The organism is Chryseobacterium sp. 'Rf worker isolate 10', from assembly GCF_050753305.1.
Classification (GTDB): Bacteria; Bacteroidota; Bacteroidia; order Flavobacteriales; family Weeksellaceae; genus Chryseobacterium.
The window spans coordinates 763,726-777,161 of record NZ_JBOZOF010000002.1; the positions used below are offsets into that span (position 1 = coordinate 763,726).

Annotated in this window: 14 protein-coding genes; 6 read left to right on the forward strand and 8 right to left on the reverse strand. The window is 35.3% G+C overall.

Translation table 11 applies throughout. The features are described from left to right. Nucleotides 1–465: 465 nt before the first annotated feature. The 5 genes from LKL37_RS13440 (at nucleotide 466) to LKL37_RS13460 (ending at nucleotide 8,713) form a co-directional block, all read left to right on the forward strand. The gene (locus LKL37_RS13440) at nucleotides 466–3,192 is read left to right on the forward strand and encodes a TonB-dependent receptor plug domain-containing protein (protein WP_431611056.1); all 2,727 of its coding nucleotides are present in this window, start codon (nucleotides 466–468) and stop codon (nucleotides 3,190–3,192) included. 26 nt (nucleotides 3,193–3,218) lie between these two features. Further along, the gene (locus LKL37_RS13445; protein WP_431611057.1) at nucleotides 3,219–4,568 is read left to right on the forward strand and encodes a DUF4876 domain-containing protein; all 1,350 of its coding nucleotides are present in this window, start codon (nucleotides 3,219–3,221) and stop codon (nucleotides 4,566–4,568) included. Then, nucleotides 4,558–6,150: a DUF6850 family outer membrane beta-barrel protein gene (locus LKL37_RS13450; protein ID WP_431611058.1), complete on the forward strand. Its 1,593-nt coding sequence runs from the start codon at nucleotides 4,558–4,560 to the stop codon at nucleotides 6,148–6,150. The genes LKL37_RS13445 and LKL37_RS13450 overlap by 11 nt, the downstream gene beginning before the upstream one ends. A 7-nt stretch (nucleotides 6,151–6,157) precedes the next feature. Continuing rightward, the gene (locus tag LKL37_RS13455; RefSeq protein ID WP_431611059.1) at nucleotides 6,158–7,300 is read left to right on the forward strand and encodes a cytochrome-c peroxidase; all 1,143 of its coding nucleotides are present in this window, start codon (nucleotides 6,158–6,160) and stop codon (nucleotides 7,298–7,300) included. Between the two features lie 303 nt (nucleotides 7,301–7,603). Further along, the gene (locus tag LKL37_RS13460) at nucleotides 7,604–8,713 is read left to right on the forward strand and encodes a heparan-alpha-glucosaminide N-acetyltransferase domain-containing protein (RefSeq protein ID WP_431611060.1); all 1,110 of its coding nucleotides are present in this window, start codon (nucleotides 7,604–7,606) and stop codon (nucleotides 8,711–8,713) included. A 74-nt stretch (nucleotides 8,714–8,787) separates the two neighbouring features. Here the strand turns inward: LKL37_RS13460 and LKL37_RS13465 are convergent, their stop codons facing one another. The 3 genes from LKL37_RS13465 to LKL37_RS13475 all read right to left on the reverse strand — a co-directional run bounded on the left by LKL37_RS13465 (nucleotide 8,788) and on the right by LKL37_RS13475 (nucleotide 10,527). Further along, nucleotides 8,788–9,141, reverse strand: a complete 354-nt coding sequence (locus LKL37_RS13465) for a cupin domain-containing protein (RefSeq protein WP_431611061.1) — start codon at nucleotides 9,139–9,141, stop codon at nucleotides 8,788–8,790. Nucleotides 9,142–9,163: 22 nt separating this feature from the next. Next, nucleotides 9,164–9,580 (reverse strand): DoxX family membrane protein, encoded by a 417-nt coding sequence (locus LKL37_RS13470; RefSeq protein ID WP_431611062.1) that lies wholly within the window; start codon nucleotides 9,578–9,580, stop codon nucleotides 9,164–9,166. A 155-nt stretch (nucleotides 9,581–9,735) separates the two neighbouring features. Then, a complete protein-coding gene (locus tag LKL37_RS13475; protein WP_431611063.1) occupies nucleotides 9,736–10,527 on the reverse strand; it encodes a helix-turn-helix domain-containing protein in 792 nt (263 codons plus the stop codon). Between the two features lie 162 nt (nucleotides 10,528–10,689). Between LKL37_RS13475 and LKL37_RS13480 the strand changes: the two genes are divergently transcribed. Next, a complete protein-coding gene (locus LKL37_RS13480; RefSeq protein ID WP_431611064.1) occupies nucleotides 10,690–11,202 on the forward strand; it encodes a thioredoxin family protein in 513 nt (170 codons plus the stop codon). 68 nt (nucleotides 11,203–11,270) lie between these two features. Here the strand turns inward: LKL37_RS13480 and LKL37_RS13485 are convergent, their stop codons facing one another. The 5 genes from LKL37_RS13485 to LKL37_RS13505 all read right to left on the reverse strand — a co-directional run bounded on the left by LKL37_RS13485 (nucleotide 11,271) and on the right by LKL37_RS13505 (nucleotide 13,211). Further along, nucleotides 11,271–11,873 carry a hypothetical protein gene (locus tag LKL37_RS13485; RefSeq protein ID WP_431611065.1) on the reverse strand — a complete coding sequence of 201 codons (603 nt, stop codon included), beginning with the start codon at nucleotides 11,871–11,873 and terminating at the stop codon, nucleotides 11,271–11,273. A 144-nt stretch (nucleotides 11,874–12,017) separates the two neighbouring features. Beyond that, complete coding sequence (locus tag LKL37_RS13490) at nucleotides 12,018–12,413, reverse strand: DUF7674 family protein (protein WP_105700954.1); 396 nt, start codon at nucleotides 12,411–12,413, stop codon at nucleotides 12,018–12,020. 51 nt (nucleotides 12,414–12,464) lie between these two features. Next, nucleotides 12,465–12,596 carry a hypothetical protein gene (locus LKL37_RS13495; protein WP_262486817.1) on the reverse strand — a complete coding sequence of 44 codons (132 nt, stop codon included), beginning with the start codon at nucleotides 12,594–12,596 and terminating at the stop codon, nucleotides 12,465–12,467. An 82-nt stretch (nucleotides 12,597–12,678) separates the two neighbouring features. Further along, nucleotides 12,679–13,035, reverse strand: coding sequence for a DUF7674 family protein (locus LKL37_RS13500; RefSeq protein ID WP_431611066.1), 357 nt, complete (start codon nucleotides 13,033–13,035; stop codon nucleotides 12,679–12,681). Nucleotides 13,036–13,046: 11 nt separating this feature from the next. After that, entirely contained in the window at nucleotides 13,047–13,211 is a 165-nt protein-coding gene (locus LKL37_RS13505) for a hypothetical protein (RefSeq protein ID WP_431611067.1), read from the reverse strand. Nucleotides 13,212–13,436: the final 225 nt, after the last annotated feature.

Consider the following 13,436-nt stretch of genomic DNA (forward strand, 5'->3'; position numbering starts at 1 on the left):
CTCTTATTAGAGTCGTGGTTTTTTTTTTTTTTTTTTTAGAGTAATAATAAAAAAAAAAAAAATAATAGTTGGGGGTGGGGTTTTTTTTTTTTTTTTTTTTAATTTTTTAAATCTTTTTAAAAAAAATTTTTTTTTTTAAAAAAAAAAAAAAAACGACTCTTATTAGAGTCGTTTTTTTTTTAATATTACTTATCCAGATTAAATAAAAACCACTTTCAGATTATAGAAGGTGGTTTTTATTATTATTTCTTAGAATATATTATAAGAAAAAAAGTTGAGGCTGCTCATTATAATGTGCCTTTGAAGTCATTATTTGTGGTGATTTGTATTATTATTTTATTCTTTATGTAGGGAATTGTATATCGATATTCTTTAATTTTAAGTTAAAATAACTTAAATAATTTCAATAACTTACTTTTTATTTAGAATAATTATAATTAATTTTGCCGTCTAAATATTTTAAGGGTGAAATTATCGTTATTAGTTGGTGTTGCTTTTCTGGCAGCAGGCGGATTCTTGTCTGCCCAAAAAGTTGAGTTTTATCATAATGGGGAACTTAAAAGGGGAACCATAAATACCAACGGTTATTCTCCGTTGAAATGTAAGCTTATCATTGCTGATCAATTTAAAATGTCTTTTATAGGACAATGTGAAATAAATTTTCGGAATGAGAAAAATAAACGAGAAAAAATCACCTTAAAAGACGGAGAGGAGCTGAAGCTGAAAATAATTCCTGATAAAGAAAGTCCTTTAGGAAAGTCTGAAATCAGAATAGAAGGAGTACAGCTTACTGCAAGAAAAAAACAGTTTTCTGAAATTGCTATCCAACAGGAAGCCCTTCAGAATTTACAGTCTTTTTCTCTTGGAGACGTACTTCAGCAATTACCTGGTCAATACGTACAACAATTTGATAACACGCAGTTTAAAAATATTGTTTTCAGAACGGCCAGTGGTGCTTCAGTAACAGGCTCAGGAAATATTCCCGGAGGTGATGATTTTGGGAACAGGGCATTTGGAGTACAATTGATGGTCAACGATATTGCATTATCCAATAACGAAAACATGCAGAGCTATGATTCTGCCAACAGCGGTCCTTTCGGAATAAGCTTTAATACTACCACTAATGGAGGAAACTTAACGCCAAGCCAGCCGAATTATGGTGTCGATTTAAGAGAAATCCCGACTGAGAATATCGAAAGTATTGAAGTAATACAGGGAGTTCCGGATGCCAAGTACGGGGATTTAACATCAGGACTTATTAAAGTAACAACCATTGCTAAAGCATCACCGCTCCGTTTGGATGCTTCCCTTAGAGAAGGAACTTATCAGGTAGGGCTTACAAAAGGTTTTAAGCTTAAAAACAATAATGCGCTTAATGTGTCTGTAGACTACATGAATTCACTTTCTGATCCAAGAACCAGTCTGGTAGGATATGACAGAACGAATGTGAATTTCCTATGGTCATCAAGAAGTAAAAACGGGTTTACCAATAAACTTTCAGCATCATTTTCTACCAATACGAGTAAAGGAAAGAGAGATCCGGATGATCTTGACGGAATGATCATCAATGTAGACAATAAAAGCTTTTCATTAGGAAATAATATCAGTTATAATTTTTACCAAAATGGAAGAAAACCATTTTTCAGAACGATAAATGCAGATGTAGGAATCAGTTATTCAACACAGCTTACAGAGCGCAGGTACTGGCTGAACCAAGGTGCGCGCCCTTATGGAAACTCAACCACAGATGGGGTTTATTATGCTCCTTATACACCGCCAAGTTATGAGAATCAGGCTTTTTCCGAGGGTAAACCTCTTAATATCTTCACGGATGTAAGTGTAAACGGTAGTAAGATTACAACCTCAAAATGGGTTCACATGTACAGCATAGGTGCCAATTTCAGATATGGAAACAATTTTGGAAAAGGGCGGTATGGAACAGCAGGACAGTTTACAACATTCAGTGCTGCAGGACAGGGATCCAATGGAATGAGAGATTTTAATTACCGTGATAATGTTTTTGCCACCAAGCAGTATGCATTTTATATCCAGGATAATATTACGAAAGCTTTTGCCAACAAACATATCTTAAAAACCAATCTGGGACTTCGTTACGATCTGCAAAATTCATTTTCTACTTATTCACCAAGGGTTAATACCTCATACCAAATGGGGAAATTTTCTGTGAGAGGAGGTTTTGGACTGACTTCCAAGGCTCCATCATTGAATCAGATCTATACCGCACCAAGATATTTTGACTTCCTTCTTGGGGATTATCGTTTGCCGGGATATTACTCGGCTGCTATCATGCAGACCGTAGTGACTCCGGGGGATAATGCCAATCTTAAACCGTCACGAAGCTGGAAAACCGAAGTGGGAGTTGATTACAGATTTCCTTTTGCAACGGTTAACCTTACGGCTTATTACAATAGACTATTTGACGGATTTACCACAGCAAGTGTTCATAAAATCATGGACAAAGCGAAAGTGAATGTCAATATATCAGGAACCAATGTGCCTACTTTCGAAATTGTCGGAACGGAAAAATTTAACTATCTCCAGAATCGAATTGTGAATGGATACTCATCAGTGGATAAAGGACTGGAGCTGATGGCAAGTTTCAAAAAGATAGAAGCCTTAAATCTTGTAATTGGGTTCAATGCCAGTTATGTAGAAACTTCCGGTCATAAGGATGAAGGTCTTTATAAAATCAGTGCTCCTGCTATTGTTGATAAAGATTATGAATACGGAATTTACAATGATTCAAGAAATAAAAGTTCCATGGCCAGAGCCAGTTTCAGTTTTGATTATCATCTTGCTTCATCAGGATTGATTATTGGTCTTAGAACAGATCATTTCCTTTCAGACAGAAGACTGAATGGTGCTAATGATATTTATCCGATAGGCTATATCAAACATGACGGAGAATCACAGATGATTCCTGAAAACGACCGTACCAATCCGAAATACCAAGGACTTTTCCTGAAGCCTTCAGAAGAAAAATTATCAGGGTTATATAACAAAACCTTGCATAATATCCATTTAAGAGTCACTAAAGATTTCTTAAGCGGTTTCAGACTGTCCATCTATGTAAGTAATGTTTTCAATTTAAAAGCATACGACGAAAGAGGAACCGTATACGGAAATTTCACTTCTACCTCATTCGGAGGAAATATTTCATACAGATTTTAATACTATTAAAAATAAACTTGAACATAATGAAACGATTAATACTATTACTAATAATTCCTGTCCTTGTACTTATAGGCTGCAACAGAGATGATGACTTTGGAAAGAATAACGAGATCAAACCTGTTCCGTTTACTGTAAATATTAAATATGATGCATCCAAATATCCATCCGTTGCAGATAAAGGGGTAGCGAATGTAACCGTTATCATGAAGAATACAGCAACAGGAGATCAGATTACAGGGAAAACAGATGCTAACGGTGATCTTATATTAAATGCTGTTTTACCGGGAAACTATAGCGTTCAGGCAGAACTGCAGTTAAAACAAAGTGAATATGAGCAGCAGATTGGAGAAGAAACAAGCTATGAAATTGTACACTTTGGAGGTTTTGATGAGAAAGTAACGATTAATGCCAATACATCTTCAAAATTGATCAGAATTACCAGCGGAAACCTTGGAGATCTTGTTATTAAACAATATTATTATGCAGGTTCAGATACAAAGCTGGGAGCCAATTTCAGAGATCAGTTTATTGAAATTCATAACAATTCTGACCAGACTATTTATGCTGACGGTTTATATCTGGTTTTTCTGGAAGGTAATACGAATAACAATCCGACCACTTATACTTTATCTAACGGACAGTACGACTGGAGCAAAACTGCCGGTGGCGGATCTGCTGCCAATACAGACTATGTTTATTCCAACATACTCATTAAAATACCTGGAACTGGAAGTCAATATCCGATTTTACCGGGAAAAAGCATTGTTATAGCCCAAACAGCTATTAACCATAAAATGCCTTTTGATGATATTAACGGTACAGGAGTCGCCATTCAGGAGCCTGACAGAACGGTAGATCTTAGCCATGCAGACTTTGAAACCTATATGGGAGACTATAATACGAGTATCGGGAAGAAGCCTTTTGCTTGGGATATTCAGAATATTATGGTGCCGGATATGCTGGTTTCATACTGGAGTATTGCCTCCAATGACTTAATTCTTAATGTGAATTCAATGTTAGGTTTAGGGATTCTGAGAGCAACTGATACAGAAGTGACAACATGGAAAAAAGTAGCCTCTCCAAAGGCGCCAACCGGAACGCTGTTCCTGCAAATCCCCAAAAACTATATCATAGACGGAATTGATATTACAGACAAAGAGCAAAAAGCACCAAAAGATTTTCCTGCAGACATAGACGCATCAAGAACTTTTATTGTGAATGCAGTAGGACAGGCAGAAGGCACTTTTACAGGACTTTCTGTGATCCGTAAAACAAAGGAAATTATCAATGGACGTGTGGTATTGCAGGATACAAATAATTCTGCCAATGATTTTGTAACGATTAAAGCAAACCCTCGAGGATATGCACAATAATAAAAATAAGACGATTAAAGTTTTTCAATACAGCATTTTGGGATTGGCTGCATTAAGCAGTCAGTTCTTTCATGCTCAGGCAACTCAGTTAGACAGTATTAATATAAGTTCTGTAGAAAAGAATATCAGGATCAATGATCCCTATATTGCATTTTTCCAGCCTTTGGATTTTTCACGTACAACCTTTCAGTATTCTTCTACAAAACAAAATTTTAAGAGAGTACAGACTGCGGGAGAAACGGGAAGCTTTAGTTTCCTTTCTGAAGGTGTTTACAAGCTCAATGATAAAATTGCACTATCAGGAAGACTTAAAGCAGACAAAACTACCGAAGAAGATGTTCCTTATATTTTAAGTGATGAGAGAACTACCAATTCTTCCTTTATCTATAACCCCTCTTATTATTGGGTTCCTCGTACGGCAAGATGGCAGAAACAAAGCTATTTTATCAATGGACAGTTTGCCTATAATCCTGTAAAACCAGTGATTCTTCAAGTAGGAGGAGAAGGTGTTTATGCTAAATCTTACCGCCAGAATGCAGATCCGAGACCTAAAGTAGACGATTATAAATATAAAGCATTTGCAAAATTAGGATTGAAATGGAAGCAGCATGCTGTTTTTGGAAAGCTGAGCTATGTACATCATTATAAGGGAAATGATATCATGTTTGTGAATATGAAAGGAAATGTACCTGCCAATGACAGTATTTATATCCGTTATAATGAAGGTTATGGTAATCAGTACATTGGAAATACCCAATATAAAACTTCCGAATATAAAATGGGAGGATATATCTGGGGAGGAGAATATGCTTATAACACTGCTAATACTCATTTTTCCGCAGGATATGATTATAAAAATCTGATTGAACGTTTCTACAGGGTTTTTGAATATCAGGATGCAAGTTTCAACTGGCAGAAAGACTATACAAAATATTCCGGACTGAAAACTGATCTGCATAGCTTTTATCTTAATTTCCTAGGAAATTATAATGGTAAAAAATGGGCATCCATGATGACTTATCAGGATCAGCTGGATACGAATTATAATTATCCTTTGGAATACACATCATACCGTCTGGAACAGAAAAACCTTTTCTGGCAGAATAGCGTAGTTTGGTTCAATCATAAAAATGAAGCTTTTAAAATTCTTTTTGATGCAGCCTATGGAAAAAACCATGTAAGGGATTTATCTGTAGTGATGGACAGAAAACTGTCTTTTTTCAATTACCGTATCGGAGCAGAAAAGGAATTTGCTTTACAGCCTTCGCATAAACTGGCAATCGGGCTTTCGCAGAATCTTTATGTGCCTTTGGAAAAAGAATTCAATTATCAGCCTTATCAAAGCACAAAAGAGAATATCTTTGCAACGAAGATAGCTCAGCCGGACTTTGCCTATGATGCAACGCCTAAAATTGGTCTTAATTTTAATACAAGTTATATTTTTGATCAGAACAAAATCAGGTATGAGCTGTTTGGGAGTTTTTCTCAGACCTGGCTGATGAACAGTACTTATAAAAATCAGGTAGACTACAATGGCAGAGCCAATCATGTTGCCCTGGTAGGATTGAATGTTTATTATTAAAAAAATAATGAAAGACAGATATATTGCTTTTCTGGCAGTTGCCGGAATAATATCTTTACTAAGTTATACTTCTAATGACCCCACGGGATATTCCGTGGAAGAGCTTCGTACGCTATACAGCAGCGGAGATCAGAGCAAATGGCCCGTTCCCCATTTATTTGATGAAGCCAAAGAAGGTTTTCAGGATATCGGACCTTTGTCTAAAATGAGTTTTCCTGAAGACAACCCTTATTCCGAAGATAAAATGGAACTGGGAAAAATGTTATTCTTTGATCCGAGACTTTCCAAAAGCGGACAAATTTCCTGCGCCAACTGTCACAATCCTGAAATAGGATGGTCGGATGGAAGCAGAGTTTCCTTTGGTCATGACCGACAGACGGGAACCAGAAATGCACCTACTCTGGTGAATATAGGATATGCCAAAACATTCTTCTGGGATGGCCGTTCAGCTACTTTGGAAGAGCAGGTGAAAGCGCCTATCGAAAATCCGGTAGAAATGAATCTCCATATGTCCATGGCGACGAAAAATATCAGAAAAATTAAAGATTATAAACCTTTCTTTGTAAAAGCTTTCGGGAATGGAGAAGTAACGGAGGAGAAAATAGCAAAAGCCGTGGCAACATTTGAACGTTCTCTGATCAGTCCGCCATCAAAGTTTGATAAATTCGTTTCCGGGAAAAAAGATGCTTTAACGGATTCTGAAATCAATGGTCTTCATTTATTCCGGACTAAAGCGAATTGCATCAACTGTCACAATACTCCTTATTTCTCCGATCAGAAGTTCCATAATTTGGGACTGACTTATTACGGAAGAAAATATGAAGATCTGGGAAGATATATCGTTACGAAAAAAAATGAAGATGTAGGAAAATTCAAAACGCCTACACTGAGAGAAGTTTCGGAGAACAAACCTTATATGCATAACGGACTTTTCCCTGAGCTGGCCAATATCGTCATGATGTACAACGCCGGAATGGGCAGAGAAACCCCAAAAGCAGATCAGATGAATGATCCTAAATTTCCCCACAAATCAGGAATGGTAGAAAAACTGAATTTGACAGATGATGAAGTATTTGATATCGTAGCATTTTTGAAAACTCTGAACAGCTACAAATACAAAATGCGCCCACCAGAATTACCGAAATCTTAATCGTTATAATAAAACTCTTCCAATCGGGAGAGTTTTTTTGTGAAAGATAGTAGTCATTTCTTTTTTGTCAGATTCCATGACTCATTATTGGTTTGAATATATGTAAATAATTAATCGTAATTATTCTTTAATGCTGTAACAAATCTTTAATTATTAATATTTTATGAAAATTGATTAATGAATTATGAAAAGTAGTTTTAATTTGTATATTTGATTTTTATTTAGAATAAATAAAAATATAGTTTTAAAAATAATTAATGATTACAATTTTATCCATCTAATCCACATTTTCACTAAAAAACTATGGAACAACAAAACAAAAGAATCCTCACTCTGGATTTAATAAAAGGTATAAGCGTCATTGGAATGATCATTATACATACCTTATTGGTGTATGCCAATGTAAAATCACAATATGAAACAGCCATCGGCAGTTTTATTGTTTTTCTCGGAAGAGGAACTTCCATTTTCCTGATCTGTATGGGAATCACCTTCATGACTTCCAGTCATCAAAGTCTTAAGAGCGCATTAAAGCGAGGTGTTTTACTGGTATTTGCAGGTCTGTTCATGAATTTTATGAAGTTTATGATCCCCGTGATTTTTAATTTTGCTCCCGATAATTTTATGCAAAAATACGGATGGCATGCACCTATTGAACAGCAGTATGTATATCTTGTACAGCTGGGAGATATTTTACAGCTGGCAGGAATGTCTTTATTGTTCGTTGGGTTTATCAGAGAGTATATTAAAAATAAATATATCATGCTGGCTATAGGTTTATTCGTTGCCCTGATCTCCAGAGAAGTGAGCGCAATTAACCTGGACTATCCTATGATCAATTATGTTCTCGATCTTCTTTTTAATACGGATTATCCGGCCTATGTTTATTTCCCGGTTTTCCCATGGATGGCTTTTATTATCATAGGAATGTTTTTCGGGAAATGGTTTCAGGAACTGAACTATAATACCAAACAGATATTTAGAAAGATGCTGTATGTGGGACTTTTGTTCATTGCGATAGGGGCACCATTGGTTTTTCTGTATGGTGACTATAATTATAACGGTTTTTACCATATGGGGCCTGGCGGGGTTATTTATTTTGCAGGCTGGACGTTGTTCTTTTTATGGCTGATCAATACCATTACGGCCAATGTGAAAGAAAATGGCTTTATGCGTGTCCTGAAATACTGCAGTAAAAACTTAACTTCAATGTACATGATCCAATGGATACTGATCTCATGGGGAAAAGGTATTTTCGGATACAGACAGCATGAAATTGGCTATGTGTCAGTACTCATTGTGTTGTATATCATTCTCACTTTTTCAGTTCAGACTCTGGTGGATCTTATAAGAAAGAAAAAAACTTTAATTGATTTCAGACCGATTTCACCGAATAAAACCGCGTTAAAATAACGCCAATCCTATTTTTTTTTAAATTATGATCAACCACAGTAAAAAATTTACTGTGGTTTTGTTTTATCAGTGGTTTAAAGAATTTCTACTTCCTCAGGCACTATAAAAAGAATGGTACAGCCTTGTTCAGACTTCACGGAATGTTTAAAATTTGGTGGAGTATACAAATAATCTCCCTTTTCAAGTTGGGCTCCTGCAATTGTGGCATCACCTTCCATGATAAACAATTCTTCTCCGGCAGGATGATTGTGATAAGGATAGCTGGCCCCCGGTTCAAATTTTAAAAGTATACTGGTAGAGCGGTTTTTTTCAGCATCAAATTTTAAAGATTTTACAAAAATACCTTCATAATGAATCCCTTTTTCAATTAAAGGCTGCCATTCTTTTTGTTCTGTTTTTACGATGTAATCGTGGATGTTGGTGTTCATGATATATAAATTTTAATTGTTGTTAATGTAGAAGCTGGTCTAAACTCCATGTGTAACGGGAAAAAGTACTCAGGAGAAAAGCTCCGGCGCTGAATGCAAAAACCGAATAATCCAGAGGCTCTTTAATCCCAAAAGAAATGCTCATAGCAGTTGCAAAAAATAAGGTGAGAACAGAGGCGCACCATGCAGTTTTTTTTACCTGAAAACCCACAAGAAGCAGAATCCCAATTGACAATTCAGCAGTTGTAGATAATACTGCAATAGAAGCTGCCCAAGACTGTGGTAAAAATGAATTGGTTTCAGCAGTATAATGAACAAAATTTTTCCAGCCGGAAGATCGTGTTCCCCAAAGATTCAGTCTGCTTGCCACAGCAGATAAAAATCCGAAGGCCAAAGCAATTCTTAATAAAAAAGTGGCGGCATCCTGTTGAGTTTTCATACGTATAATTTTTAGGTCTTAATTACAGTACAAAGTTCAGCGAAAGCCGTCGTATAAAGAATAGACAATTCCGGAAAAAGCATATAATATTTGAAGGAAGCGGAAAGAGGAGAGCTGGAGAATGGAAGTTAATATGAAGCTGCTGATTTCTTCTTTCAGATTTCCTTTACTGTTTTCTGATAATCTTTAGGAGAACGTGAAGTATGTTTTTTAAAGAAATTAGAAAAATAAAAAGGATCATTGAAACCAAGCTGATAAGCAATTTCCTTTACCGTTAGTTTTTCATAGAGTAAAAGTCTCTTGGCTTCAGAAATAGTAAGACTGTAGATCACATTCTGAGCGGTTTTGTTGGTATGGAGCTTTGAGATCTCATTCAGTTTTGCTTCAGTGGTTCCAAGGATATCAGCAAAATGAGAGATCTGATAATTGTTTTTAAAATGATCCCTTACACTTTCAAGAAACTTTAGAAATAAAGCATCCGGTTTCCAGATTTCATCGCCATTGGCTATTTTACTGCGGTTGATTTCCACCAACAGCAATTCAACAAGAGAATGTGTAGAGATCAGGTACTGGTAAGGCTGTTCCTGAATTTCTTTTTCTATGATATTCAATGTTTCAGAAAATATTTCAGGATGTTGTACCGTTATCATTTCATTCATTCCGAAATGACAAAAAAGCCCGTTGTGAAAGATAAGTTCAATATCACTGTCACTTTTACAGAAAAAATCCAATGTGAATTCCAATGCAGTAATTTCTCCTTCCACAGATTTTAATTGATGAAACTGTCCCGAAGTAATGGTTACAGCCTGACCGGTTTTCAGAATAAAAATATTTTCGTCAATAAGAATTTCAGCACTTCCATGATGACACCAGAATAAAGTGTACCTGATGACTCTCCTTGGCTCAGGATGCCCTGACTGATCAGAATATTTTTTTATTTCTATCATGGTGTGAATCTGTTACTGGTTTATATTTCTTTTTTACAATAGTAAAGGAGCACTTTATTATAGACTAAATTACGAAATGTTTAACTAAATTGATTAATTCATGAAGTTATATTGTTAGAGAAAAATACCTAAATTCGTGTAGATTTAAAATAAAAATTCAGAATGAAATACTCTAAAATTATTGTCATTGTTTCTCTATTGCTGTTTCAGTTGGGAGCAGCGCAGGAAAAAGCAGATGTTGTATTAAATAAGGCTCTCACGGAAGCTAAAGCAGGTAAGAAAAATGTTTTATTGGTATTCCATGCTTCATGGTGCAAATGGTGTAAGATGATGGAAAAGAATATGGATCTTCCTGAAACCAAACCCATTTTTGATAAAAGATTTGTTACTGCTTATCTTGACGTTCAGGAAAGAGGAGATAAGAAAAGCCTTGAAAACCCTGGCGGACAAGAGCTGATGAATAAATATAAAGGTGAAAATGCCGGACTTCCTTTCTGGCTGATTCTAAATCCAAAAGGAGAGGTATTGGCAGATTCTTTTGATGCCAAAGGAGAAAATCTGGGATCACCAGCCACTCCGGAAGAAGTAACCGCTTTCATTGCCAAGCTGGGGAAAGCTTCAAAACTAAGTAATGAAGAAGCCCAGACCATAGAAAAGATATTTGTGAAAAAATAAGACTTAAAAAAATAGAAAAATCCCTCCAATAAGTTCATTGGAGAGATTTTTATTATATGATCAGTTGACTAAAGCTTCTTATAGTAATATTCAATATTTGTCCATAAAACCTGATCTCCTGACTTTACCATTTGAGAAGGATTGGAAAAAATATTTCCAAAAACATTTTCGTATTGGGTAGTCCCAAAATGTGCGCTTTTAGTGATCAGCAGCCCTTCTTCATCGGTTCTGGGTACTCTCTTAATGTATCTGTACGTTCTTTTTAATGTGAACGAAGACGTATTTTTATTGAAATCACCAATGTAAGTGGGTTTATTACTATTATTCTCTTTGATGAGTACAGAGTCATTGACAATCGTGAAACTATAAGTAAAATCTGTAGATGAGGTTTCGGAAATTAACCTGATCGTTTTGTTGGTAAGATCAAAGCTTATTTTTTTCCAGGCAGGTTGCTGGTAAAGACTCCAGTAATCGTTGAGATAAGATTCGTCCGGCATAGATTTTTCCCCATTGGATCCCTTGTACAGAACTGTATTTTTTACATCATAGCTTTTAAATTCAAATTGATACATTTCTTTATCAATTGGTCTTGGATCATCATGGGTATTGTCATTATTTTCACAGGAGATTAATGACAATGCCATCATCAAGGCATAAAAGTAGTATTTCATGGGTACATTTTTACAAAAATAGGGGTTTCACAGATATTGGTAAAATAAAATAGAACGGAAGTTGTATTTAATGGAGTGAAAAGTGAAAAAAATAAGGCGAAAGGGTAAAAAATTAAATTTACCATTTCGCCTTTATGCTTTAATTTATTTGCCAAAATAGATCTGATCTTGCTTCTGCTGCTCATTATAAATGATCTGGAAGCTGACAGGCATATATTGATAAAGGAGTTTCCAATGTTGGATTTTTGCGTGCTTTTTGAAGCTTTCAAAAGATCTTACGAACATGTTTTCAATCATGTCTCTTACATAAGAATTCCCATTTCTGTAAAGCCAGTCCATCAGCTTAATATGATGGGCTATAATACTGATTTTAGACTCCTGTAACAGGTTCTTTAAGTAGTTTACGGTTGCCTGCATAATTCCTGCAAAATTGTCCTGAACAGACAACTGTATGATTTCATTACGAAGTGGCGGATAGAAAAATTTTAAGTACTCAACAGCTAATTTTTGATTAATAGTTTGCATTTGTTCTTTCATCATAATTAATAATTTTTCAAACACTTATTAATGCAGCGAAATGTATACCAAAATTTATAAACATGCCGCAAAAATAAATACACCTACAATCACAGCGATGTGAGTGAGTAGTATCTCTGCATTGTGTCTGTTAGTCGTGGTTTTCCAGGTTTTCCAGTCTGAAATTCTTCTTATTTTATTTTTCATAATCTATTGATTGTGAGTTATTTTGATTTTTGTTTAATTTAAACACTTTGTAATAAAACGGCTTAATAATGTAACAAAACCTTTATATGCCGTGAGTGTAAATTTGTCTCGAATATACTTTTTGCAGGTTGGCAGAAATATGGCTAAAAATCACTTTTCTGTATTCCTCACTGCAGAAAGCGGTACAATTGTCCAGAGAATAGATAAAAGTAGTCTCAATAGCATTCTTTAATACTGTATCTCCGTCAGTGTATATTTTGTCCATTTTCTGTAAACTTCTGAACAGCAGGTTTCTGTCATTTTGGCGGATCATATTTTTAATACGTTCCGTAAAAGTCCGGATGATGCTGTATGAGTTTTGGATTTTAATTTCTTTTACTTCCTTTTCAAAATCGGGAACCACGTCTGTGATTTCCTTTACTGCTTGTAGATAGTTCATAATAGTATATTTTAATGGTGATTGTTTTCCAGTAATTTGATGATGGCACCAAAGATGAAAATGGTTAAAAAAGCGAAAAAGAGCATATGATAAGGCTTCAGCCACTTTGGAGTTTCTGGTCCTTTGCTTTTTAACCTTCTGAGCTTGTCTATTCTGTTTAATGTTTTTAAGTCCATTTTCTATGTTTTCAAATCATGATGCCAATGGTATTCCGTTGGAAATAAATTTAATTTAATGAACTGAAATACAGTTTATTGTGGTTTTTATGTGTTACTTTTTAAACAAAAAAACATGTCAAAATGATAAGGTTTTTATCAAATTGAAAATAAAAGAGAAAATTATTGCTGTCACTCTATTACAAAAGAGCGGCGGAGAATTCCCCTCCCTTGGAGGGGTGGCGA

Coding starts and splice junctions, on each gene's coding strand:
- LKL37_RS13485 (WP_431611065.1), bottom strand. CDS start 11,873: ATGAAATACTACTTTTATGCCTTGATGATGGCATTGTCATTAATCTCC.
- LKL37_RS13490 (WP_105700954.1), bottom strand. CDS start 12,413: ATGATGAAAGAACAAATGCAAACTATTAATCAAAAATTAGCTGTTGAG.
- LKL37_RS13455 (WP_431611059.1), top strand. CDS start 6,158: ATGAAAGACAGATATATTGCTTTTCTGGCAGTTGCCGGAATAATATCT.
- LKL37_RS13500 (WP_431611066.1), bottom strand. CDS start 13,035: ATGAACTATCTACAAGCAGTAAAGGAAATCACAGACGTGGTTCCCGAT.
- LKL37_RS13495 (WP_262486817.1), bottom strand. CDS start 12,596: ATGAAAAATAAAATAAGAAGAATTTCAGACTGGAAAACCTGGAAAACC.
- LKL37_RS13470 (WP_431611062.1), bottom strand. CDS start 9,580: ATGAAAACTCAACAGGATGCCGCCACTTTTTTATTAAGAATTGCTTTG.
- LKL37_RS13450 (WP_431611058.1), top strand. CDS start 4,558: ATGCACAATAATAAAAATAAGACGATTAAAGTTTTTCAATACAGCATT.
- LKL37_RS13460 (WP_431611060.1), top strand. CDS start 7,604: ATGGAACAACAAAACAAAAGAATCCTCACTCTGGATTTAATAAAAGGT.
- LKL37_RS13475 (WP_431611063.1), bottom strand. CDS start 10,527: ATGATAGAAATAAAAAAATATTCTGATCAGTCAGGGCATCCTGAGCCA.
- LKL37_RS13445 (WP_431611057.1), top strand. CDS start 3,219: ATGAAACGATTAATACTATTACTAATAATTCCTGTCCTTGTACTTATA.
- LKL37_RS13465 (WP_431611061.1), bottom strand. CDS start 9,141: ATGAACACCAACATCCACGATTACATCGTAAAAACAGAACAAAAAGAA.
- LKL37_RS13480 (WP_431611064.1), top strand. CDS start 10,690: ATGAAATACTCTAAAATTATTGTCATTGTTTCTCTATTGCTGTTTCAG.
- LKL37_RS13505 (WP_431611067.1), bottom strand. CDS start 13,211: ATGGACTTAAAAACATTAAACAGAATAGACAAGCTCAGAAGGTTAAAA.